27 protein-coding genes and 1 tRNA gene are annotated in these 24,085 nt (G+C 43.8%); 22 read left to right on the top strand and 6 right to left on the bottom strand.

Going from position 1 to position 24,085, the window contains the following annotated elements; genetic code table 11:
* Positions 1-45: 45 nt before the first annotated feature.
* Entirely contained in the window at positions 46-237 is a 192-nt protein-coding gene (gene rpmB / locus NXG62_RS06770; protein ID WP_091651787.1) for a 50S ribosomal protein L28, read from the bottom strand.
* A 135-nt stretch (positions 238-372) separates the two neighbouring features.
* Between rpmB and recG the strand changes: the two genes are divergently transcribed.
* The 8 genes from recG to NXG62_RS06730 all read left to right on the top strand — a co-directional run bounded on the left by recG (position 373) and on the right by NXG62_RS06730 (position 8,293).
* Entirely contained in the window at positions 373-2,415 is a 2,043-nt protein-coding gene (gene recG, locus NXG62_RS06765; RefSeq protein WP_427114181.1) for an ATP-dependent DNA helicase RecG, read from the top strand.
* Between the two features lie 96 nt (positions 2,416-2,511).
* Positions 2,512-3,969, top strand: coding sequence for an IMP dehydrogenase (guaB, locus tag NXG62_RS06760; protein ID WP_427114180.1), 1,458 nt, complete (start codon positions 2,512-2,514; stop codon positions 3,967-3,969).
* 23 nt (positions 3,970-3,992) lie between these two features.
* A complete protein-coding gene (locus tag NXG62_RS06755) occupies positions 3,993-4,730 on the top strand; it encodes a WecB/TagA/CpsF family glycosyltransferase (protein WP_427114179.1) in 738 nt (245 codons plus the stop codon).
* A gap of 10 nt (positions 4,731-4,740) precedes the next feature.
* A complete protein-coding gene (locus tag NXG62_RS06750; RefSeq protein WP_427114178.1) occupies positions 4,741-5,379 on the top strand; it encodes a phosphatidylserine decarboxylase in 639 nt (212 codons plus the stop codon).
* The gene (gene pssA, locus NXG62_RS06745; protein ID WP_427114177.1) at positions 5,376-6,047 is read left to right on the top strand and encodes a CDP-diacylglycerol--serine O-phosphatidyltransferase; all 672 of its coding nucleotides are present in this window, start codon (positions 5,376-5,378) and stop codon (positions 6,045-6,047) included. Before NXG62_RS06750 ends, pssA begins: the two co-directional genes overlap by 4 nt.
* A 23-nt stretch (positions 6,048-6,070) precedes the next feature.
* Positions 6,071-7,321 (top strand): glycosyltransferase family 2 protein, encoded by a 1,251-nt coding sequence (locus tag NXG62_RS06740; RefSeq protein WP_427114176.1) that lies wholly within the window; start codon positions 6,071-6,073, stop codon positions 7,319-7,321.
* A gap of 14 nt (positions 7,322-7,335) precedes the next feature.
* Positions 7,336-8,088, top strand: a complete 753-nt coding sequence (surE, locus tag NXG62_RS06735) for a 5'/3'-nucleotidase SurE (protein WP_427114175.1) — start codon at positions 7,336-7,338, stop codon at positions 8,086-8,088.
* A 121-nt stretch (positions 8,089-8,209) separates the two neighbouring features.
* Positions 8,210-8,293 (top strand) — tRNA-Leu (locus tag NXG62_RS06730).
* An 82-nt stretch (positions 8,294-8,375) separates the two neighbouring features.
* Here the strand turns inward: NXG62_RS06730 and NXG62_RS06725 are convergent.
* From NXG62_RS06725 to NXG62_RS06705, 5 genes are all read right to left on the bottom strand, one after another.
* The gene (locus NXG62_RS06725; RefSeq protein ID WP_427114173.1) at positions 8,376-9,464 is read right to left on the bottom strand and encodes a tyrosine-type recombinase/integrase; all 1,089 of its coding nucleotides are present in this window, start codon (positions 9,462-9,464) and stop codon (positions 8,376-8,378) included.
* A gap of 135 nt (positions 9,465-9,599) precedes the next feature.
* Positions 9,600-10,532, bottom strand: a complete 933-nt coding sequence (rhuM, locus tag NXG62_RS06720) for a RhuM family protein (protein WP_427114172.1) — start codon at positions 10,530-10,532, stop codon at positions 9,600-9,602.
* 77 nt (positions 10,533-10,609) lie between these two features.
* Positions 10,610-11,275, bottom strand: coding sequence for a hypothetical protein (locus tag NXG62_RS06715; RefSeq protein ID WP_427114171.1), 666 nt, complete (start codon positions 11,273-11,275; stop codon positions 10,610-10,612).
* Positions 11,276-11,398: 123 nt separating this feature from the next.
* The gene (locus NXG62_RS06710; RefSeq protein ID WP_427114170.1) at positions 11,399-11,662 is read right to left on the bottom strand and encodes a hypothetical protein; all 264 of its coding nucleotides are present in this window, start codon (positions 11,660-11,662) and stop codon (positions 11,399-11,401) included.
* Positions 11,659-12,021 carry a helix-turn-helix domain-containing protein gene (locus NXG62_RS06705; RefSeq protein ID WP_427114169.1) on the bottom strand — a complete coding sequence of 121 codons (363 nt, stop codon included), beginning with the start codon at positions 12,019-12,021 and terminating at the stop codon, positions 11,659-11,661. Before NXG62_RS06705 ends, NXG62_RS06710 begins: the two co-directional genes overlap by 4 nt.
* 128 nt (positions 12,022-12,149) lie before the next feature.
* On the opposite strand from NXG62_RS06705, the gene NXG62_RS06700 reads away from it, so the two are divergent.
* The 14 genes from NXG62_RS06700 to NXG62_RS06635 all read left to right on the top strand — a co-directional run bounded on the left by NXG62_RS06700 (position 12,150) and on the right by NXG62_RS06635 (position 24,081).
* Positions 12,150-12,365 (top strand): helix-turn-helix domain-containing protein, encoded by a 216-nt coding sequence (locus NXG62_RS06700; RefSeq protein WP_427114168.1) that lies wholly within the window; start codon positions 12,150-12,152, stop codon positions 12,363-12,365.
* 57 nt (positions 12,366-12,422) lie between these two features.
* The gene (locus tag NXG62_RS06695) at positions 12,423-12,614 is read left to right on the top strand and encodes a hypothetical protein (RefSeq protein ID WP_427114167.1); all 192 of its coding nucleotides are present in this window, start codon (positions 12,423-12,425) and stop codon (positions 12,612-12,614) included.
* Between the two features lie 11 nt (positions 12,615-12,625).
* On the top strand, positions 12,626-12,880 hold the full coding sequence (locus tag NXG62_RS06690; RefSeq protein WP_427114165.1) for a helix-turn-helix domain-containing protein: 255 nt from the start codon (positions 12,626-12,628) through the stop codon (positions 12,878-12,880).
* On the top strand, positions 12,877-13,089 hold the full coding sequence (locus NXG62_RS06685; RefSeq protein WP_427114163.1) for a hypothetical protein: 213 nt from the start codon (positions 12,877-12,879) through the stop codon (positions 13,087-13,089). The genes NXG62_RS06690 and NXG62_RS06685 overlap by 4 nt, the downstream gene beginning before the upstream one ends.
* A 19-nt stretch (positions 13,090-13,108) precedes the next feature.
* Entirely contained in the window at positions 13,109-13,402 is a 294-nt protein-coding gene (locus tag NXG62_RS06680; protein ID WP_427114162.1) for a hypothetical protein, read from the top strand.
* 31 nt (positions 13,403-13,433) lie between these two features.
* Entirely contained in the window at positions 13,434-13,841 is a 408-nt protein-coding gene (locus NXG62_RS06675) for a hypothetical protein (protein WP_427114160.1), read from the top strand.
* Positions 13,841-15,010: a DUF2800 domain-containing protein gene (locus NXG62_RS06670; RefSeq protein ID WP_427114158.1), complete on the top strand. Its 1,170-nt coding sequence runs from the start codon at positions 13,841-13,843 to the stop codon at positions 15,008-15,010. Before NXG62_RS06675 ends, NXG62_RS06670 begins: the two co-directional genes overlap by 1 nt.
* Positions 15,007-15,576 (top strand): DUF2815 family protein, encoded by a 570-nt coding sequence (locus tag NXG62_RS06665; RefSeq protein WP_427114157.1) that lies wholly within the window; start codon positions 15,007-15,009, stop codon positions 15,574-15,576. The genes NXG62_RS06670 and NXG62_RS06665 overlap by 4 nt, the downstream gene beginning before the upstream one ends.
* Positions 15,577-15,588: 12 nt before the next feature.
* The gene (locus tag NXG62_RS06660) at positions 15,589-17,559 is read left to right on the top strand and encodes a DNA polymerase (RefSeq protein ID WP_427114156.1); all 1,971 of its coding nucleotides are present in this window, start codon (positions 15,589-15,591) and stop codon (positions 17,557-17,559) included.
* 12 nt (positions 17,560-17,571) lie between these two features.
* Entirely contained in the window at positions 17,572-17,955 is a 384-nt protein-coding gene (locus NXG62_RS06655) for a hypothetical protein (RefSeq protein WP_427114155.1), read from the top strand.
* Between the two features lie 12 nt (positions 17,956-17,967).
* On the top strand, positions 17,968-19,608 hold the full coding sequence (locus NXG62_RS06650; RefSeq protein WP_427114154.1) for a PcfJ domain-containing protein: 1,641 nt from the start codon (positions 17,968-17,970) through the stop codon (positions 19,606-19,608).
* A 3-nt stretch (positions 19,609-19,611) separates the two neighbouring features.
* On the top strand, positions 19,612-22,011 hold the full coding sequence (locus NXG62_RS06645) for a VapE domain-containing protein (protein ID WP_427114153.1): 2,400 nt from the start codon (positions 19,612-19,614) through the stop codon (positions 22,009-22,011).
* A 370-nt stretch (positions 22,012-22,381) separates the two neighbouring features.
* Positions 22,382-22,696 (top strand): VRR-NUC domain-containing protein, encoded by a 315-nt coding sequence (locus tag NXG62_RS06640; RefSeq protein WP_427114152.1) that lies wholly within the window; start codon positions 22,382-22,384, stop codon positions 22,694-22,696.
* Positions 22,693-24,081 (top strand): DEAD/DEAH box helicase, encoded by a 1,389-nt coding sequence (locus NXG62_RS06635; protein WP_427114151.1) that lies wholly within the window; start codon positions 22,693-22,695, stop codon positions 24,079-24,081. The genes NXG62_RS06640 and NXG62_RS06635 overlap by 4 nt, the downstream gene beginning before the upstream one ends.
* Positions 24,082-24,085: the final 4 nt, after the last annotated feature.

Here is a 24,085-nt window from a genome sequence, read left to right as displayed (position 1 = left end):
CATAAAAAAAGATGATTCGTAAGAATCATCTTTTTTTATAATGGATTAAATGTCACGCTGAACGTTACCGGAACGCAGGCAACGGGTGCAAACATTGACACGTTTTACTTCACCGTTTACGATAGCGCGTACCCTTTGGATATTCGGTTTCCAAGTTCTCTTAGTTTTCAAGTGGGAGTGGCTGACATTCATGCCGCTTACGATACCTTTTCCACAAATTTCACAATAATTTGCCATTCGTTACACCTCCTTGCACTTACGCAGTACAACATAAGAATTTTATCATAAAAGACAAGTAAAATCAAGATAAAATTACTAAATAGTCTACAAAATATGATACAATAAATGTAAATAAATTTCAAGGAGAATCTAATGGATTTTTCAATTCGTCAAATTAAAGGAATAGGACTGCGTAAAGAAAAGCTTTTTGCTCGTCTTGGAATAGTGACAATTACTGATTTATTACAATACTTTCCACGTGAATATGAAGATAGAAGCCATGTGCTGCCTATTGGTAACGTTGATATATCATCTGATAAGTCTGTACTTATCTGCGGAAAGGTTGGAACAATTCAGGAAGTTCGCCCGCGTCGGTCGATGACTATACTTAAAGTGGTTATATCCGATGACAGCGGATCCGTTGAATTGACTTGGTTTAACCAACCATATAAAAAACGTTTTTTTTCAAAGGGACAAATAATCTCGGTTTTTGGAAAGATGGAATGGTCCTATGGCCACCGGCAGATGAATGCACCAGAAGTTGAAAACGGTCTTGTGCAGCAGGGAGGATTTGTTCCCGTATATAGCTTAACAGAGGGATTATATCAAGCAGACTTGCGGAATGCGGTGCGAGAAGCATTACATTTTGCTGTAGAACATGAAGAAATCTTACCAGACAGCATACCGACACCTGAATATACGAAATATAATTATATGTCGAAATTAGCGGCCTATGAAACTATGCATTTTCCCAAGCATATGAAACAGCAAGAACAGGCACGGAGACAATTGGCCTTTGGGGAGTTATTTGATATGCAGCTAGGCCTTTTACTACGCCGGCGTCGTGCCCGTATAGCTTCGGGAATCAAATGCGGACCGAATGGCAGTTTGCTGAAACAGCTTGTTCACCAGCTGCCATTTACCTTGACGAAAGGACAAATAAAAACATTTCTTGATATACAAAACGACATGGAAGGAGAAGTTCCCATGCAGCGTCTTATTCAAGGTGATGTAGGATCAGGAAAAACAGTGGTAGCGGCGATGGCCTTGGCAAAAATCGTAGAAAACGGGTATCAGGGAGCTCTTATGGCACCGACAGAAATTCTTGCGATACAACATTATGAAGAATTCTGCGGGTTGTTCAAAGGATGTTCCCTGCGAATTGCCCTCCTGACAGGACGGACAACAGGGAAAGAACGGACCGTTATTCTGCAGGAGTTAAAAGCGGGAACTGTGCAGATCCTTATTGGAACACATGCATTGATACAGAAAGATGTGCATTTTTTTGATTTAGGACTGGTGGTAACAGACGAACAGCATCGCTTTGGTGTCAAGCAGCGGGCAGCCCTGCAGAACAAAGGTCATTCGCCGCATACATTGTATATGACAGCTACGCCGATTCCCCGGACACTGACATTATCTATATATGGCGATTTAGATGTTTCTTCTATTCATGAGATGCCGCCGGGACGAAAAATTGTTAAGACCTATGCAGTGGGAGAAGCTATGCGTAAACGGATATATCGATTTTTGGAAAAAAATATGGCACAAGGACGGCAATGCTATATTGTTTGTCCGTTGGTAGAAGAATCAGAAACGGCTGATCTGCAGGCGGCAACCGCATTATATGAACAGCTTCGTACTACGGTGTTTTCTAACCGCAGCTGCGGTCTCGTTCATGGTCGTATGAATGGAAAAGATAAGGAAGCCGTTATGGAAGCTTTTCAAAAAGGAGATATACAGTTACTGGTAGCGACAAGCGTTATTGAGGTAGGTGTTAACGTTCCCAATGCAGCCGTTATTTTAGTTGATGGGGCAGAACGCTTTGGTTTGGCGCAGCTGCATCAGCTGCGGGGACGTGTCGGTAGAAGCAATATTCAGTCATACTGTATTCTCTTATCGGCGAAGGGCAGCGAAGAAACAAAACAGAGACTGCATTGGATGGAAACCATTCATGATGGATTTATTCTTGCGGAAAAGGATTTGCTTTTACGCGGGTCAGGTCATTTATTTGGGTATGCGCAGCATGGCATGCCGGATTTAAAGGCCGCAGATATTGTACGTGATGTATCTATTCTTATGAAAGCCAGAGAGTGTGCGGCGGCATTTTTACAAAGTTCTGTAGATGAAGATCATGTCTTGGCTATCTTGAGTCGGCGCTTTGGAAGGCATTTTGACGGACTGTTAAATAATTAGATTTAAATATGTACAGAATGCGAGTTATCAGTTATAATAAGGGATAAAGCTTTTGGCTTAAAGGTTTTATTGTATTTTTTAACAGGTGGTGCAAACATGAGATCTGATAAATTTGGTATGAAGGGTTTAACGTTTGATGATGTGTTGTTGGTGCCGGCAAAATCCAATGTTTTGCCGAAGGAAGTAGATGTATCGACCAATCTGACACGGGATATAAAGCTGAATATCCCCATCATGAGTTCTGGCATGGATACAGTTACGGAGGCACCCATGGCGATTGCTGTTGCTCGCGAAGGCGGTATTGGCGTTATTCATAAAAATATGCCGATTGCTGTTCAAGCCAGAGAAGTAGATAAGGTTAAGAGGTCAGAACACGGCATCATTATCGATCCGATTTTCCTTCACCCGGATAATTTATTAGCAGATGCAAATGAATTGATGGGTAAATACCGTATTTCCGGTGTTCCTATTACGGTAGATGGAAAGCTCGTCGGTATCATTACCAATAGAGATATGCGTTTTGAAGAAGATATGAGTCTGCGTATCGGTGATATTATGACTAAAGAAAATCTGGTTACAGCTCCTGTTGGAACATCACTGGAAGAAGCAAAGGACATTTTGCGCAGTCATCGTATAGAAAAATTACCACTCGTAGATCAAGAAGGTAATCTACAGGGACTTATTACTATTAAAGATATTGAAAAAGCGCATAAATATCCTAATTCTGCCAAAGACTCCAATGGGCGGCTTTTGGTTGCGGCGGCAGTTGGTGTGACTCATGATATGACAGACCGCATTGATGCCCTTGTAGCGGCGAAAGTGGATGTCGTTGTGATTGATACAGCGCATGGACATTCCGAAGGGGTTCTGAATACTGTAAAAGAAATTAAGAAAATGTATCCCAATCTGCCGATTATCGCTGGCAATGTGGCTACTGGAGAAGGTGCCGAAGCACTGATTCAATGCGGTGTTGATGCGGTTAAAGTTGGAATTGGGCCGGGGTCCATTTGTACGACACGGATTATTGCCGGCATTGGCGTGCCCCAGATTACGGCAGTTTATGAATGTGCTAAGGTTGCCCGCCGTTATGGCATTCCTATTATTGCCGATGGTGGTATAAAATATTCCGGTGATATGGCAAAAGCTCTTGCAGCCGGCGGTAATGTTGTTATGCTGGGCAATCTTTTGGCAGGGACGGAAGAAAGTCCGGGTGAAACCGTTATTTATCAGGGACGCAGTTATAAAGTTTATCGTGGCATGGGTTCTTTGGGAGCGATGGAACATGGCAGTAAAGACAGGTATTTTCAGGAAGATGCTAAAAAACTTGTTCCTGAAGGAATTGAAGGCCGGGTTCCGTATAAAGGCGCGGCAGCAGATACCATATTCCAAATGGTTGGCGGTCTGAAAGCCAGCATGGGATATTGCGGCTGTCATAATATTACAGAAATGATCGAAAATACTCGTTTTATCCAAATTACCAGTGCAGGTTTGAAAGAAAGTCATCCGCATGATATCAGTATTACTAAAGAAGCACCAAACTATAGCGTGAACTAATAAAGGCAAGGCGGAGGGTCGATTTGGCTAGTAAAATTGAGATTTTATCCATTCCTATTTGGAACGTGACAATGGATGAGACAACGGATTTTGTCTTTCAATGTATCAAGGAAAATCGCGCAGCTATTATTGCTACAGCTAATGCTGAAATGGTTATGAAAGCGCAGACAGATAACGAGCTGGCGCGTGTATTGCAGAATGCAGATATGGTTATTCCTGATGGAGCTGGCGTTCTTTGGGCAGCAGAACAACAGGGTGACAAATTCAAAGAGCGTGTTGCCGGGTTTGATTTAGCCTGCCGGCTGCTGCAGGAAGCGGCTGTCAGACAGACAGCCGTCTATCTTTTTGGTGGTGCTGCGGGTGTTGCGTGTACGGCTGTTGAAAAATGCAGTGAAACTTTCGGTAAAATAAATGTTGTTGGTATACACTCCGGTTTTTTTACAGCCGAAGAAGAGAAGCAAATTATTCAAGATATACGGGAACGCGGTACAAAAATTTTACTTGTTGCACTGGGAGTTCCTAAACAGGAAAAGTGGATATATCAACATCTTTTTGAATTGGGAGATTGTGTTTGTGTAGGCGTAGGCGGAACGTTTGACGTATTGGCGGGTAACTCTTGCCGAGCGCCTCGGTGGATGCAGCGGAACCGTTTAGAATGGCTCTATAGACTATGTAAAGAACCAACCCGTTTTAAGCGGATGTTGGCTTTACCGAAATTTGTGGCAGCTGTCCGATTTAAGAAAAATACACATAAGAACTAGGGGTGATTTTTTGAATAAACCGCTCATTGTACAAGATGGTTATGTGTTTATATTAGGGGCAGTGATACTGGCGGTACTTGCCAAGCTATTTGTGAACGTGTATATTGCTGTGATACCGGCTCTGTTTGCCCTGTACTTCGTTTATTTTTTTCGTAATCCACACCGGACAATTCCAAAAGACGAATCACTGTTGGTGGCACCTGCGGATGGAAAAGTCATGGGGATAGAAACGGTATATGAAGACACATATTTGAACCAAGAGTGCAAGAAAATAATTATTTTTTTATCTATTTTTGATGCGCATGTTAATCGGGCTCCTTTAGCAGGAACCATTAAATTCCAACAATATACGTGCGGACGATTCAGACCGGCTTATAAAGACGGAGTTGGTTTTGAAAATGAACGTTATTCTATTGGCATTGATCACGGAGATACACATATTCTGGTTACTACCATTGCCGGAGTTTTGGCGCGCCGTATTGTATCGTGGGTTACGTTAGGCGACGATTTGCTTCACGGACAATTATATGGCATGGTCAAATTTGGATCCTGTGCAGAAGTGTATGTCCAGGATAATGTGGAAATAACTGTACAAAAAGGTGATCGCGTCCGAGGCGGCGAGACCATTATAGGGAGGATTAAGAAATGAAATCTTTAATACCGAATGCATTTACGTCTGGTAATTTGGGATTTGGTGTGTTAAGTATCATTTTAACTGCACAAGGTGACTTAAAACTGGCAGCTTTTTGTATACTGGGATCCCTGTTTTGCGATGCAATGGATGGCCGTTCTGCTCGCGCATTGGGAGTCAGTGGTGAATTTGGCAAGGAATTGGATTCCTTGGCGGATGTGGTTTCTTTCGGCACGGCATCAGCTTTTTTGATTTATACGGCAGCCTTGCATGAATTAGGCTGGGTGGGAGTCATTCCCGCTATTTTTTATGCTGTATGCGGCGGGCTGCGTTTAGCGCGCTTTAACCTTAATACGACTGTGGTACATGGCTATTTTATGGGGATGCCTATACCAAATGGCGGCTGCTTGATTGCAACCTATGTTATTTCTGGAGTGCATCTTCCGGCGGCTTTAATAGCAGTACTCGTGTTTCTTGTAGGATATGATCTTGTCAGCAAGGTACATCATCCTGATTTTAAAGGACAGAGCGCGGATGTGCTGCATAAGTCGGCTTTGGTGATTGCTGTGGTGTTGGGTTTGGCAGCTATGTATATAGCTGGATGGCAGCTTGTTTTTTGTATGCCTTTTGCTTTATATATCGTGTTTGGACTTATTAATACGTCGATGAATGGATTTGCCAAATAAACTGATGGTGGAGATAGTATAGTATGGAACATCTTTTGGATATCATCATGATACCCATCCAAGTAGTCATTGTATTCTTTTCATTGTACTACTTTGTTCTGGCCATATTCGGCCTCATGAAAAAAAAAGAAAAGATTACCGTACCGCCGAAAAATTCCTTTGCGGCCGTTATATGTGCTCACAATGAGGCCTGTGTCATAGGACCTCTTATTGACAATCTAAAAGAACTCCGGTATCCCAAAGAATTATTGGATATTTATGTTGTAGCCGATAATTGCAGCGATAATACAGCGGCTATCTGCCGGGAACGGGGTGCGATTGTATATACGCGGATTAATAAGGAACAGGTGGGTAAAGGATATGCGATGGACTGGATGTTTGATCAGCTGTTAAAACAGGAAAAGCAGTATGATGCATTTGTTGTTTTTGACGCGGATAATCTAGTTCATCCAGATTTTTTGCGGGAAATGAATAACCACTTATGTAAGGGGGAAAAGGTCATCCAAGGATACATGGATGCTAAAAACCCAACAGATACATGGATTTCTGGAACTTTTTCCATTGCATTCTGGCTTATTAATCATATGTGGCATTTAGCAAAATATAACATTGGACTCTCTACGGCTTTGGGCGGAACGGGCATGTGTATTGCGACGGAAATTGTGCGCAAATATGGCTGGGGTTGTGACTGCTTGACAGAAGATATGGAATTTTCCATGAAAGTATTATTGGAAGGCGTACGTACGACTTGGGCCCATGACGCGATTATCTATGATGAAAAAGCTCTGGGCTTTATGCAGTCTTGCAGACAACGTAAAAGATGGGCTCAAGGGCAGTTTGACTGTGGAGAACGGTTTATTCCCAAGCTGTTTGCCCGCGGCATAAAAACGGGTAATATTCGTATGCTTGATGGCATTATTACGTTATCACAGCCGTTCTTTATGCTCTTGTCTACATTTTATGTTTTTATGACATATATTAATGCATATATTCCATGTTACACGAATATACTGTATCAGATTGTACCTATTCAGATATGGACTATTATAGGTGTGGGACAATATTTGATTCCGATTATTGTGTTGTTGCAGATTAAAGTCCCTAAAAAGGCATGGCTGTATCTGATTGTTTATCCGCTCTTTATGTACAGTTGGATTCCGGTGACGTTTCTTGGTTTTAGAGATCGTCATAAAAAAGAATGGAGCCATACTAAACATATCCGATCCATGGCATTTGAAGACGCGCAGGTAACTCGCAAAAACTTTAAAAAATAAGGAGATAAAGGTGCATGCATATTCTTTTGACTAATGATGACGGGTTACGTGCCAAGGGAATCCAAATCCTGAAAAAGGAGATGGCTGCCTATGCTGATCGCGTGACTGTAGTTGCGCCCAGCGGAGAACGAAGTGCAGCTTCGCATTCTTTGACGATTCACAGGGCATTGTATTGTAGAGAACTTCCACAAAAAGACAATGTGCGGGAAATTCTTGTTTCCGGTACACCTGTCGATTGTGTAAAAATGGCTGTTGAATACTTTTTAGCAGATCATAAGCCGGATTTGATTATTTCCGGTATTAACAATGGCTACAATCTTGGCAGTGATGTTCTGTATTCAGGGACGGTTGCCGCGGCTATGGAGGGACCTTATTATCATATTCCGGCTATGGCGGTTTCTATGGCCCGCATGGATGAAGAACGAGGCAGGGAAGTTGCCGGATTGGTGAAAGACGTTGTGGAAAAGCTTTTTGTTGATTGTCAATATCAAGGGGTTTTAAACGTAAATGTACCGCTGCAAGGCGAAATATCCTTGAAAAACGCGGAAGTCGTTCCTCAGACCGTGCAGATATATCATAATGTTATTGCTGAACGCGAAGATATTGATGGCAGCCGCTGTTATCGTATCCTAGGCGACATGGATATGGATTCGGCTCCTGATGACAGCGATGTGGCGTGTATTAAGAGAAAACACATTGCATTGACCCCCTTGTATTGGCGTCAGACCGCATTTGATAAAATGGCAGACGTTAAAGATATTTTGTAACCTCTTAAAAATTAGACTGCAATAGTGGAACCGGTTATAAAAATTGGCTCCACTTCAAAAAAACTTGACGAATGGGATACAGTATGGTATGATATTTTTTGTACTCGGGAAAACAATATATGCCGGAGTGGCGGAATGGCAGACGCACCTGACTCAAAATCAGGCGGGTAACACCGTGTGGGTTCAAGTCCCACCCCCGGCACCATACAGTAAAATAGCACCCTGCGGGGTGCTATTTTTATTTGACAACATTTAGTTATGCGCGTTTTGACAACATTTTGACAACATCACGAAAGTATTTTCTCTAACTTGTCAACGGCATCGTATTCAAGTATGGGTGTAAGGTGTGAATAAGTATCCATGGTTTCATTAAATGATGCGTGCCCCAGTCGTGTTTGAATGACTTTGAAATTAACACCTGCTTCAATAAGCAGCGTTGCGTGGGTATGCCTCGTTCCATGCATGGAAAACGCCGGCTTACCAATTGCTGCAGCATATTTTTTGCAAAGTTCTGACGCATAGGTCGGATATGTGGGATTTCCCTTTTCACCTGGGAATACCAAATCATTATTGATCCATTCATATGTCGATAACATTCGCTTTTTGACGGTTATGGAGTGTTTCTTTAACTCTGCCATCGTTTCAGTATCAAGCTTAACAGAACGCTTTGACGAGGCATTTTTGGTTGATTTTGACAGTATGATATCGTTGCCGACACGAATCACGGTTTGTTCTACCGTAATCGTTTGTTTTTTAAAGTCAACATTGCTCCATGCAAGGCCAAGAAGTTCTGATCGGCGCAGTCCGGATGCAAACGCAAGCTTAAAAAAGGCATGGTGTTCTTCGTTCTTGATAATAGACAAAAATTTTTTCACTTCATCGGCTGACAGTGTAACCATTTCATGGGTTTTCACTAATTTTGGTTTTTGAACCTTTGAAACAACGTTTTTACCTATTAGTTCATCATTAACGGCTTGCTTGACCATAGCATTAAGCACGGTATAGATATAGCGGACGGTTCGTGAAGACAGATTTTTTTCAAGCTTTATATCTAATAGTCGCCGTACCATAATCACCGTTAATTCACATAGCTTCACATTCCCAATTAGCGGCAGAATGTGATTATCTATAATGTGTTTGTAGCTATCCATTGTCACAGGGGATACGGTTGGCTCCTTTATATGCAGCCATTCCGGTGCCCATTCAGCAATTGTTATATCTGCATTAAAATTGGCTATGTTATCCGATTGTTTTTCATACGCGTCACATTTTTCTTGTGCTTCAATTCGTGTGCGACCATAAAAATACTTACGTTTTCCATTAATAGTGGCAGTAATTGTATAGCGGCCGTCGGTACGTTTCTTTAATTTTGGCATGATAAAATCAGCTCCTTAGATATAGTGAAATAGGGGGCTGATTATGGTATACTATATAGGTAATCAGCCCATTTTGAACGGTGGTGCGATTATGTTTTCCCTCATTGTGGTGCAAACACGATGAGGGAGTTTTTGTTACCAATGTAGAAAATTCATAATAACTTGTATCATAATATCTTTTTCTTTGGGATTGGATTCTGCAATCATTAAAGTAATGGCAACTAAAGCACTATCGCTAATAATTTTGTCTTTTCCACGATATAATGCTTTGTTTTTATCCAAAAAGTATAAAAATAATGTAGCGGCTATGCGTTTGCATCCATCATTAAAAGGATGATCTTTGATAAGAAAATATAATAGATTGGCAGCTTTATCTTCTAGTGTTGGATATACTTCTTTACCAAAAGCGCTTTGATAAATCGCGGCTAATATACTTTGTAATTTCCCTGGCTCTTTTTCAATTCCAAATATATCTGATGTTTTACTGAATTCCATGTTGTGTATAATAGACATACATTCATCAGATTCTAATTGATATGTGCAGCTGGATCCGTGTGGCACAGTAATACATTGGTGATCATAATCATCCAGTAATTCTAGTGCTTGTGAATATTCCTGTATTACGGTCATAACTTCATTTGTGTCAATGCCAACAATACCGGCAATAATGCTGGACTGGATATTGATTACTTTATTCAAAACTTTCAGCCTGGGATTGTTTAAAGCATAACCTTGAAGAAGATATTGCTTTAAGATACTATTCGCCCATTTTCGAAATAGAATGCCACGCTGAGATTTCACACGATAGCCAACGGAAATGATTACATCAAGTGTATAAAAAGCAACTTTTTGTTTGACTCCAACAACACGCATTTTTTGCGTGTTGTTATTTTTCTCCACTTCATTATCAGAGAAAACATTATTGATATGTCGACGAATTGTCTTTTCATCTTTATCAAATAGTAAAGCCATTTGATTTGCACTAAGCCAAACGGTATCTTTTTCTGGTGTGACGGTAACATTTAGTTCAAATTGACCATCTTTAAATAAAACCAAATCATTATCCATGTTTTCACTTCCTTCCCGTCATCATTATCGATGGCAGCCGGTGACGGGATTTTTATTATTTTGTTTTTAGGAGATCCCTATTGCAATTTGCCAATAACTACTAAATGTGTAAAGGATCCGCCGAGTTTATTTTTTACCTCAGTTCGTCCTATTGGATACCCATATAACGTTACCTGTTGTCCTACTTGGATATTGTTAGCATTTCCAGCAATCATGGCGTCTACAATTACTTTGTCAGTGGATTCGATGACAATTTCGCATGCTTCACCGCCAAGTGCTTTAGATAAATCATTGTCGGGAGGGGTATTCTCGGCGATAGCTACTGTGCCCGTAAAAGCAATCACCTTACCATAGTAGTCCCATGGGGACTTATAGACAGCTGTTGGATTTTGAGACTCGGCAATAGGAGCTAAGGTCTCATGTTTTTTTATTTCTCCAATAGCTATTTTCATATTACCGTTTTTTAATGCGTCAGGATCAGACTTATTCCATTGGATTGTTTTTTGTGTTTCCTGTGATGCTTTTGCTGCAGGTTCAGAGGTGGATGTCTTTGGCGTGGAACTAGTAGAGGACATTGCGCCAATAGCAAAAATAACGATGGCCACAATACTAATTAAAGCAGCTTTACTTCTGGTTTTCTTTTCGTTCGGGCCCCATCGAATAATTAAACTTGGTTTTATTAATCCTAAAATTAAAGAAATGATGGCAAGAAAAAATAAAATAGTAAATAAAATTATCATCATTAACTCCTCCTTATGTTGAAATAAAAATATTAATTTAAACTATAAATATCGAATAATGACTAACTTTATTAAATATTTATAGTTTATCCGCGCTGAACAAAGTTAAGTAAATTGCGCAAAAAATCAAGCAACTACAAAAAACTTTACATCTGGCAAATCAGATTCTGCAATCTCTTGGTTATGTAATAAATACTCCAATAAATTTGCATGCGCTTCGGCATCAAAATCACCGCCTTGAATATGTTGCACTTCATGGAGAACGGCCTTGACCTGATTATCGTGATCAATCAAAGAGTTTACAAAAATGGTGTATGTCTCGTCCTCATTAGGGTGCACTAAAGCTTTCATGTGCAAAGGCATTGATTTATAAATAAGGATAATATTCAATCGTCAATACCTTCTTTTTTCTTTAATTCCTTAATCATATTAATAGCAAAATCAATATCTTGTTTATTCAAATCTTTGGATGCATCAAAAAGAATACGCATTTTAGGATTGGTACGCAATTCTTCTGCCATGGCAGCAATTTCGGGATCGTTGTAATAGCCTTGATCTTTTGCAGTTAACGTATTCATATCGACATTAAAAAAATCGGCAAAGGCTTCTAGTACCTCAAAGCTTGGTTTTCTTCTGCCTTGTTCATACATTCCTACTGAACTAGCGGATAAACCTGTTCCTCTGGCTACTTCTTCTTGTGTTAAATTTCGAGCTAATCGTAATTCTTTAATTTTATCTTTAAATGCCATTAGTATCACCTCTATATGAGTTATTTTAACACGTAGCGTGTGAAAATACAATAGTAAATCACACTTTTAGTGTTGACTTTTTAATAACAAAATGCTACACTACGAGTGTAGAAAAGAGGTGAGTACTAATGAATAGCATTATGGCAAATAAAAAAACAATTGGTGAACGGCTAGTTAGATTGAGAGGTGCTATACCTCAAGGAAAAGTCGCTTGTGACATAGGAATTAGCTCATCTGCTTTGGGCATGTACGAACAGGGAAGGCGAGTTCCAAGAGATGAGGTAAAAGTAAAACTTTCAAACTATTATAAAGCATCAATTGAATCTCTTTTTTATACCCCGTAAACACACTTAAAGTGTAGAAATGTGTCAACACGAAACACCGAAGGGAGGTGAGAGCGGATGGCGACTAAAAGATTAGTAGACAAAACATTTTCATTAGGTGCTTATGTGGACAATGATGGTTCGGTAAAAATTATTGCATATGGAGGAAAAAACGTAAAGGAGTGGCATCCCTATTTTAACAAGTATTTAAAATCGGCATTTGCTGCTTCGAATTTAATCAAATTCATATCAGATCACCAAAGAAAGTGAGGTGTAACCTAATGGAAAAGATATGTATTACTGTCGAGGAAGCGGCAAAAGTTGCCTCTGTATCAGATGAACAAATCCGGGATTGGGCCAAAGATTTTGATTTCCCCAGTATGAAGATAGGGGCTCGTGGAGGTAAAAGATTGATACATGCTGACGCATTTTCCGATTGGCTCCGGAAAAAATGTGAACTCCGCTATGGAGAACGCCGATATGAAATACATAATCCGGTCAGCATAGCCAAGCAGAAAGGAGGAGAAACAGCATGAATGAAACAACGGATTATATCGGCACACCATGGCGGTTCGTAAACCAAAATCACGAACGGCGGCAGGAACTAAATGTCATTTGTTATAATAAAGCCCTTGACTATGGCGAACCCGCAACAATCAAGGACGCTCTGGAAATTGTTTTTTGGCTTGGGGTTTATGCAGGCATGGGCTGTCTACTGGCATATGGTTTATGGGAAGTTGTGTGAGGAGGTGAAAAGCGAATAAATGGATATTATTTCAATTGCAAGAGAAGTACTTGAACGGTATAAGAAAATTGAGGGCGAAAAATACGATCCCTCAGAAGGGGAATTAGTAGCAATTTTAAAGGATGGTGTTATGCAAATCGGATTGGATGATACCAATCGATTAAAAATTAATGTTGTTCTAGGAAAACCACTTAACTGCAAAGATTTAAAAATATTAGACAATGGAAAAGCCGCTGACACGGCAATGTCAACGGCTCTGCAAAAAAAATTATTAGTTCAAGGTAACTATAACACAAAAAGAAGCAATTTGTAAATGTTTTACATTCGAAGGGAGATTATAAATTATGGATATTAATGTACATGTAATATTAGATGAATCACCGGCACTGCTTACCACGCTGAATACCTTTAGCGAAGTACTGAAGGATTTTTTACAAGTCAAGGAACCAAATGTTGTTAATGTAGTACAGCCGGCTAAGGAAGCCATTCCAGAAAAAACAGTTACAAAACCTGTTGAAACAACAGCTCCGGAGACTCCGCAGACGGCACAGGTAGAAGAACCAACGGACGCCGTTATTACGGACGCTCAAAATCAGGAGCTCCGCAAAAAAATGACACCGCTGCTCAAAAAAGATAAAACCAAAACGATGGATGCGGCCAATGCGTGGCTGAAAGCAAATAAACTAGATCGTTTATCTCATATGGCACAGTCTCAAATGCCGGACTTCCTGAAAGCAATTGGGGCGGAATAATGGGAGAACATGCATTGTTGTCCGCTTCCAGCTCGGGCCGATGGCTGGTATGCACGCCCTCGGCTCGGATGGAGGAAAAGCTCACTGATACGACAAGCCCGTATGCGGAAGAGGGCACACGGGCGCATGCGCTGGCGGAACAGTACCTGAAAGAGTATCTAAAAGTGCCAGGTTTTTCTTCTATCAGTGCGGAAACGGATCAGGAAATGATTGAAGCGGTAATGAAATACGCAGATATCGTAGTGGAAAAGATCAACGAAGCTCGAGCTGTTTCACCGGATGCTGAAGTACATATCGAATATCACTTAGACTATTCGCCATGGGCTCCTGAAGGATTCGGGACAGGCGATACGGTGATCGTATCAGATCACTATATAGAAATTGTAGATCTGAAATACGGAAAGGGGGCGCCCGTTTCTGCCGTAGGAAATACACAGATGCGGCTTTACGCACTAGGGGCGCACAATGCGTTCGGTATCTGCTACGGTTACGACAATGTCAAAATGACGATCGTGCAGCCGCGGCTGGACAGCGTTTCTACGGATGAAATATCTATTGCGGAACTGCTTGCTTGGGGCACATCGATTCGCCCTATTGCGCAGCAGGCGTGGAGTGGTAAGGGCGCCCCGACAGCCGGAGTGCATTGCCGGTTTTGCCGGTGCCGTACTACGTGCCGGGCGTTGGCAGAGTATATGCTGTCTTCTGTTAAAAAAGACTTTGCACCCGGTGCGGAGCTGGAGGACTGGGAAATTTCAGATATTATCTTAAAGGCCAAGGAAATAAAATCCTGGTTGAAGGATATCGAGGAGTATGCACTCTCCGAAGCTCTTTCCGGTACCACCTGGCCGGGGCTCAAAGTAGTAGAGGGCATCAGCCGGCGCAAGATCACCGACGAGGACAAGGCAGCTTCTATCCTGCAGCTCAACGGGTATGAACACGATACGGTATATAAACCCCGCGAGCTCAAAACCATTACGGAATTAGAAAAATTATGCGGTAAGAAACATTTTAGTGAACTATTAAAGGAATTTATTGAAAAACCGGAAGGCAAGCCGACGCTGGTTTCAGAAACGGATAAGCGGGAACCGATGCAGCTACAGGATGTTGCCGACGATTTTGATGATACGTTATTAGAAGATTTTATTCAAAAAGGAGATAAAACATTATGACAGTTAAGATTTCTACGGGAGTAGTACGGATCAGTTATGCAAATATTTGGGCGCCGAAAGAAACGCCGTCCGGAACCATGAAATATAGTTGTTCTCTTCTTATCCGGAAAGACGATAAGAAGACGTTGGCTAAGATCAGCGAAGCGCTGAAACAGGTTAAAAATGATTCTGCATCTAAAGAAAAATGGGGGAAAGTAATCAAGGAACTGCATATGCCGATCCGGGACGGTGATACCGATCGCCCAGGTGATCCGAATTACGAAGACTGTTATTTTATCAACGCCAATGCAAACGAGGATAGGGCGCCTAAAATAGTGGATCGTGACAGAAACGAAATTCTCGATAAGTCGGAGGTATATAGTGGATGCTACTGCCAAGCTGTTATTACCTTTTATCCGTATGCAGCCTCCGGCAATAAAGGCATCGGATGCGGGCTGCAGGGCTTGCGTAAAATAAAGGACGGGGAACCGCTTAGTGGTTCTGTGGTGACGGACAGTGATTTCAGTGATGATGATATCGAAGACGATGCGTTCGGTGGCAACAGCAGCGTGGATGATTTATTTTAGGAGCTGAGCAATATGAGAACGCTCGCAATTGATATAGAAACCTACAGCGACGTCAACTTAATCAAATACGGAGTCTACAGATATGTAGACTCCGATGTTTTTACCATCCTGCTGTTCGGGTACAGCTTTGATGATGATCCCGTTACCGTCATTGATATGACGCGACAGGGATTACCGGACGACATGACTGCGTGCCTGTACGATACCGATATCATCAAAACGGCCTTTAATGCTAATTTTGAAATAACATGCTTAAGCAAGTATTTGCAGCGCAGAAATTTACTACCCTTGCAGACAGCGCAGTGGGAATGCTCCAGCGTACTTGCCTGCTATAATTCCTTGCCTACGGGTTTGGCTAACGTGGCCAAGGTGCTGCACTTTGGTGAAGATAAGCAGAAAGATGCTCGGGGCAAGGCGTTGATCCGATATTTTTCAATGCCCTGTAAACCGACGAAAGCCAATGGCGGCCGAACGCGAAACATGCCGACAGATGCCCCGGATAAATGGGCGGAATATATCGAGTACAACCGGCAGGATGTCGTAGTGGAAAAGGCAATCCGGAGAAAGTTGTTAGCGTTGCGGCCACCGGACACAGAACATCAGGTGTGGTGCTTAGACCAACGTATCAACAACAACGGTATTGCCATTGACCAGACGCTCGTCAACAATGCAATTTGTATGAATGTAATACATCACGACAATTTGATGGTAGAAGCTGCGGATATCACCGGACTGGAGAATCCAAATAGCGTCATGCAGCTCAAGGAATGGATGGAAGAACAGCTTGGCCAAACGTTGGAATGCATGGATAAGAAAGCCGTGCAGGAACTTTTGGCAGAAACAGACTTACCGGTGAATGTGCGGCGTATCTTGGAAATTCGGCAGTTATTAGGAAAGACCAGTATCAAGAAATATGAAGCTATGGCAGGGTCCATGGCCAAAGACGGCCGGTGCCGGGGCATGTTCCAGTTTTATGGGGCAGCGCGCTCCGGACGCTGGGCCGGACGTATTATACAGCTGCAGAACCTGCCGCGGAACAGTATGCCGGACTTGGATATGGCGCGGAATCTCGTAAAAGATGGTGATCTCGACGTCATGGAAATGCTGTATGATAACGTACCCGATGTATTATCCCAGCTCGTACGTACCGCGCTCGTAGCGCCGGAAGGAAAACGGTTTATCATTGCCGACTTCTCAGCGATCGAAGCGCGGGTGATTGCATGGCTTGCCGGGGAAACGTGGCGCATGAACGTATTTGCCGAAGGTGGCGATATCTATTGTGCTTCAGCTTCGTCCATGTTCCATGTTCCGGTTGTCAAGCATGGCGTTAATGGGGACTTGCGACAGAAAGGGAAGGTCGCTGAATTGGCCTTAGGTTACGGCGGCGGACCGCATGCCCTTGTTACCATGGGCGCACTAGAAAAGGGACTATCCGAAGAAGAACTGCCGGATATTGTAGAAAAATGGCGCGCGGCGTCACCTAAAATTATTCAGTTTTGGGGGGCTGCCGATCGGGCGGCAAAAACTGCCATCCGTACCCGTAAACCACAGCGCATTAAGCAGGGTGGCCTTATATTCCGAGTTGCAAAAGGCGCCTTATTTATTGAATTGCCCAGCGGCCGGCATTTGGTGTACATCCATCCGCGGATCGGTACGAATCGATTCGGGGGAGAATCCATTGAGTATATGGGGATGGAACAGACAAGCCGGAAATGGGGGCGCCTTGAAACCTATGGCGGTAAGTTAGTTGAAAACATTGTGCAGGCCGTGGCCAGAGATTGTTTGGCAGTTGCTATGATGCGCCTAGATAAGGTGGGGTATAAGATAGTGGCGCATGTGCACGATGAAGTGATTTGTGAAATGCCGGAAGGGCGGGGAAGTCTGAAAGAAGCTATTTCTATTATGACACAGAATGTTTCCTGGAATGAAGGGCTCGTACTGAATGCCGACGGATTTGAAACTAACTATTATATGAAAGATTAGGAGTTGATTACTATGGAATTAACAGAATATATGCTCAACAAACAACGAGAAATGGCACAATCAATCAAGGATTTATTGGAACAGGAAATTGTAAATACGACGGATGAAATTCGGCTGACGGATATCAAGACGGGAGTAGATTACTGCAATGGTGCGATTGTTTCCTGCCGGTTGGCCGCGGAGATTCTGAATCAGCAGAAGGAAGCCAAAAAAGCAGAAGAGGCAGCAGTAGAACCGACTACGTCACTTGTGGACGAAAAAATTACTGCAGATGAAGCGAAACCTGTACCGGAAGATAAACCAAAAAAACGGTCTCACCACAAAAAGGATAAGCCCCCAGTGGAAGAACCAGCAGCAGAGGAAGACATTACCGCTGACTTGGATGACCTGTTTTAGGGGGGTGTCGGTATGAAAATACTAGGATACGCGGAAACAGGTCCGCTGTGGGACGTGGTGCAGCATTATACCCCCGTAAGAGGTTATTACGCCTGCGACTACTCAGCGGCACAAAGGCACATAGACTGCGGGCATACATTCAGTTGCACTTGGCATGTAGAGTGTCGTAACAATCATTCATACGACGAAGGCGATTCCTTCTATTGCCCGAAATGTGGTACCCACCTGAATCGTACCGGATATAACCACAAATATTTTTATATGACGCAGCGCGCAGAAACGATTCCTACCCAGATGTGGTTCCGGGTAACAGAAACAGCTACAACGGTTAATTTAGAAATACGATACGCGGCGCTGCAAAGTGCAGCATACGGGCAACCCTTAGGGTTTACCGTGTGGAGACGAAAACATCACTATACCATTCAGGCGGATATCAAACGCCAATGTATACAAGTGCGAGATGCGGAAGGAACACGGCGCATTGATTTATTAAGCCAACCTGATTGGCCGGAAAAAACACCTTTGTACTATTTAACGAATGAATCTAGGGCTTCTATCCGGCGCAAGGAACTAACGGATATTTTTAAATTATGGCGGCAGACGATCGAACAGAAATTATGTAAGAAGCTTGGGTATCGAGTTCCTTCCATGTACGTAGGAACATCGTTGCAAGGTCGCTACGGTATGTTTTTTAATGCTTTACAGAATATTGCATGGCGATTGGCCGCCCCGACAGCCCCAAAGTATGACCGGGATAAATGGGAACGCGCCAAGAACAACGTTTCCGGACTCCTTAATTTTGAGGGGTCCGTCCTGGCGCACACCCGCAGGGGGCAGGAATATTACTCCGCCGTATGTGACGCCTTTGCACTGCCGCAGAAAAAGGCAATGCGTAAGGCGCTGAAAGACAAAGGCCTCTTTTCAGAAATATTATTCCAAAGCGCGCAGCGCATTACTTCCAATTTTGATATGCTGCTGCGCATCGGACAGTCTCTGGGATCCCTTAGATCCCTTAATGGGAGTCGGTGTTACAACGGATATGATGAATCCGGATTTTGGCGTAATGAAGAGGTTATGAAATTTCTGCGACGAATTGCCCGCTTCTATAACGATGAAACGGTAATGCGTCTTTTAACGAAGTACTGCCAAACTCTTTGTGATACAGCACGCATGTACGCACAGTTGACTCCTAAAAACCAAAAAGTGTTCTGGCGGCAGCCTCATGTTGGCGCCCGGGATTTACATGATGCGGTTATGGTGCTGCACGACAAGCAAAAATATGCGAACCAGGTCATTCCACAAACGCGGGAAATGAAGGCACTCCGAGACAGAATCAGTGGACTGGAGTTTTACACGCCGGAGTGTACCCACCAGCTGAATGCTATCAGCGCAGCACTCCATAATTGTGTGAAGTCTTATGGTGATCGGGCTGTAAAACATCAATGCATCATTGTAGGAGTACGTACCGGTGACACGATACTGGCCTGCATCGAAGTACGGCAAGGAACCCTGATACAGGCCAAGTTGCTGCAGAACAAATTGGCATCCAGCGACGCACGGATGAACAGCATCATCTGCGGATGGGTGCAAAAACATCATTTGACACCCTGCTCCGATCTGCAGATGCCGGAACAGGAGCAGAAAGCGGTGTAACCTATGAAGTACGATTTACAGTTTGATATAGCAACAGGGGCCAACCGGTTTGCGGAAGTTTGGCGCACAAAGTCTGTTTTATGGTCAGAGTTTCTGCATAAACTGGAGACTCCGTCACGGACAGGTGAAACCGCAGCTGAGTACAGGACCTTTAAAAAGTCAGATAAGGACAAGGCAAAGGACGTCGGCGGTTTTGTCGGCGGCAAACTAAAAAGCGGCCGACGGCTGCAGCAGAATGTGATACATCGCCAGCTGGTCTGTCTGGATGCGGACCATGTGGATGACCTGGATACGTTTCTCCTATTGGTAGATTTGGCTGTTGGGCATTATGCCTGGGCTTTATATTCTACTCACAGTCATACACCTGAATCTCCGCGGCTGCGGCTCGTGATACCGCTTTCAGAACCCATACCGGCGGAAGCGTATCCGGCTGTTGCCCGGCGTATTGCCGATACTATCGGCATCGGACAGTTTGATGTTACTACCTATGACGTCCACCGGTTGATGTACTGGCCATCAGCACCGCAGGACGGCACGTACATCTTTACCTATAATGACGCACCGCCTATACCGCCTGCGGACGTACTGGCTACGTATGAAGACTGGCATGACACGGCAGAGTGGCCTGTAGGCCCTACGGAAGTAAAAGCACGACAGACGGAGGCCAAACATCAAGGGGAGCCGGCGGAAAAACCGGGACTTATCGGAGCTTTTTGCCGACAGTACACTATAACACAGGCCATTGAAACATTTTTAAATGAGGTATATCTCCCGACGGGGCATGAAGACCGATACACATACGCCGAGGGCAGTACGTCTTCTGGGTTGGTGCTCTATGATGATAAATTTGCGTATTCCCATCACGGAACGGATCCGGCATCAGGAAAATTGTGTAATGCGTTTGATTTGGTGCGGATCCACAAGTTCAGTCATCTGGATGACGATACCGACGACCGGACGCCTATCAACAAACGCCCTTCCTATGTGGCCATGATGAAATTGGCAGGAAATGACGAAGCCACGAAACAAGAATTGGCCGAACATGATATGGCTGAAATCAGAGGGCTCATGACGGATGACGGCTTGGACCTTCCGGACGCAGAGCAAGACCAGTCCTGGCTCCAACACTTAGAACGCGGCAAGAACGCGGCCATTAAGCCGACGGCTGAAAACTTCATTTTGATTTTATCGCACGATCCCCTATTAAAAGGCAGTTTTGGTTTAGACGACTTTTCCCACCGCATCCTGCTGAAGAAAGATTTGCCCTGGCACCGCATGCAGGAGGGAGTTATCTGGCGTGATGCCGATGACGCGAGTCTTCGGAACTACCTGTCCAAGTATTACAAATTGACCGGCCGGGGCGTCATTGATGACGCACTGACAGAAGTCATGGCGCAGAACCGGTTTCACCCGGTACGGGAGTATTTAAAAGGCCTGCACTGGGACGGCGTCAAGAGGGCGGAAACGCTTTATATTGACTATCTGGGTGCCGAAGACAGCATATATGTGCGCACAGTCACGCTGACACATTTAAAGGCTGCCGTTGCCCGTGTGCTGCATCCGGGCATCAAGTTTGATCCTTGCATTGTTCTCTCCGGCCCGCAGGGTATTGGCAAGTCTACGGTATTGGCCAAGCTTGGCCGACAGTGGTTCAACGATTCTATCGTCAGCCTGCAGGGAAAAGATCCCATGGAACAGCTGCAGGGAAGCTGGATGATTGAGCTATCTGAAATGCAGGCGGCAAACAAAGCGGAAAATGACCAGATCAAAGCGTTTATTTCTAGGCAGGTGGATAAGTTCCGAGCACCCTACGGCAGACGCACGGAAGAATTTCCCCGCCAGTGCGTATTTGCAGCAACGACCAATGATTATATTTTTCTGAAGGACCGCACAGGTGGCCGAAGGTTTTGGCCGCTGTTTGTGCAGGGAAGTGACCGGGACATCGGAGAGATAGATATAGACCAGATATGGGCAGAGGTGTATGAAGCCTATCAGCAGGATGATACTTTACTGCTGCCAGCGGACGTTGCCAAGACGGCTGCGGAACTACAGGAAGCGCATACAGAAGGCAGTGAAAAGGCCGGACTGATACAGGATTATCTGGATAAGAAACTGCCGGAAAACTGGGGCAGCTTAGACTTGTATGACCGTAAGGCCTATTTAGAGGATTACGACGACGGGGCGGCCGAAACTGGTGTGGTTCGTAACCGGGTATGCATCCTAGAAATATGGTGCGAAGCCATGAACGGCAGCCGGCCGCAGTTAACGAACGCCGTTGCCCGGGAACTGAATAGTATCATGCAGGGGATGAAAGGATGGATGCCATATAAAGAACGAAGTGGAAAATTACGCTTTGGCAATCTGTATGGCCTGCAGCGGGCATATATAAGAATAAATAAATAAATATAATGAATGAAATTAGCATTTTTAGTGTTACCAATTATTTTCAAGTGTTACCAATTATTAAGAAAAACGATGTTACCAATTATTTAGTTTTATGCAAAAAGTAGAGAATTAGAAAGCAAGGTGTTACCAATTATTTTTTTTGGTAACACCAATTGGTAACACTTTTAAGCTAGATAGGGGCTAAGTTTAGTAACTGTTGTTACCAATGTAACCAATTATATATAGAGATATTTGAAAATGAGACTTTAGACACGTATACGCGCGTGAGGAACTTCTCTAAATTGTCTAATGGGAAATACTTATAAGAGGGCCCTTGAATTGGTAACATCGGTAACATCTGTATTTGTATAAAAAATTAGGAGACGGCATGAAAATTTTAGAAAAAGAACTAGAACAAAAATTAGTGCAAGGAGTAAAGCGGCTGGGTGGCTGGGCATTAAAGTTTACCAGTCCCGGGCAGGACGGTGTACCGGATCGGATTGTAATGATGCCGGGCAGAACGTATTTTGTGGAAATGAAGGCACCCGGTGAAAAGCCAAGACCCTTACAACAAGTCGTAATCCGGCGTATGCGACGCCTGCATCAGAAAGTCTTTACCGTGGATAGTGAGGAAGAGCTGGCCAAACTGTTGCAGTATATGTTGGATGACCAATGCAAAATAGATAGAAGGGCGATGTTATGATATTTACACCACATACCTATCAGAAAGAAGGTATCGAATATATTATAGGGCATCCGGACTGCGGCCTGTTCTGGGAGATGGGACTTGGCAAAACGTCTACCGTATTAGATGCCATAGATGCCTTAATGTATGACTGCTTTACCATTCGTAAGGTCCTTATCGTGGCGCCGAAAAAAGTAGCAGAGGCTACCTGGCAGGAGGAAGCGCAGAAATGGGACAATCTGCGGGGCCTTACCTTTTCCACGGTAATGGGAACGGAGGCACAGCGTAAAAAGGCGTTACAGAAAGAAGCCGATATTTACGTAATCAGCCGGGATTCCGTTGTGTGGCTGATGGAGTTGTGCCGTTTCCGGCCGTCCTTCGATATGCTGGTGGTAGACGAAAGCAGCAGTTTTAAAAATCCACAGGCCAAACGGTTTAAGGCACTTCGCAAAGCCCGGCCTTTCTTTAAACGGATTGTCATATTGACCGGAACGCCAGCACCTAATAACTTACATGATATATGGGCACAAGTGTACCTGCTGGATGCCGGCAAACGGTTAGGCGTAACGCTAAGCGAGTTCCGGAAAAATTATTTCAAGCCGGGGCGCAGTAATGGATACGCCGTATATGAATGGTTGGTCCGAGATGAGAAATCAAAAAAGGAAATATATACCAGAGTGTCGGATATCTGTATGAGCCTAAAAACGAAGGATTATTTAAAACTGCCCGAGCGGATCGATAACATCATCCACGTGCAGATGGATGAAACCGCTAAGAATTGTTACAAGAGCATGAAAAAAGAAATGACACTAGAGCTGCATGGTGCGGAGATAACTGCCTTAAATGCTGCCGCGCTGTCCAATAAATTACTACAGATGGCCAATGGCAGCGTGTATGAAGATCCGGATCCGAATGTGGAATACGTAGGAGGTTATTTCGGAGGAACAGCGCAGATCCATAAAGCGAAACTGAATAAACTATATGAAATTGTGGAAGACAACCCAGGCAAACCGGTGCTTGTGTTTTATGCGTTTAAGCATGACCTGTGGACTATCAAGTCTACGTTTCCGCACGCGGTAGAACTGTCCGGGGCAGATAGTGTACGAGATTGGAATGCCGGGAAAATAGAAATGCTGGTGGCGCATCCGGCAAGCTGCGGCTATGGGCTGAACCTGCAGGCAGGGGGCAACATCATTGTGTGGTATGGCCTGACTTGGAGCCTGGAGCAGTATCAGCAGGCCAATGCCCGATTGTATCGGCAGGGACAGGATAAGCCGGTTATTATCCACCATCTTGTTACCGTCGGCACCATAGATGAACAGGTCATCGCGGCACTGCAGCGGAAACGCAGCGGGCAGGATGCCTTGATGGAAGCCATTAAAGCACATTTACGAGGAGCGTGAGAAT

The organism is Megasphaera sueciensis (assembly GCF_050219315.1).
Lineage (GTDB): Bacteria > Bacillota > Negativicutes > Veillonellales > Megasphaeraceae > Megasphaera_A > Megasphaera_A sueciensis.
The sequence above is the reverse complement of the archived record's forward strand: the minus strand, read 5'-3'. Positions and strand labels throughout refer to the sequence as shown.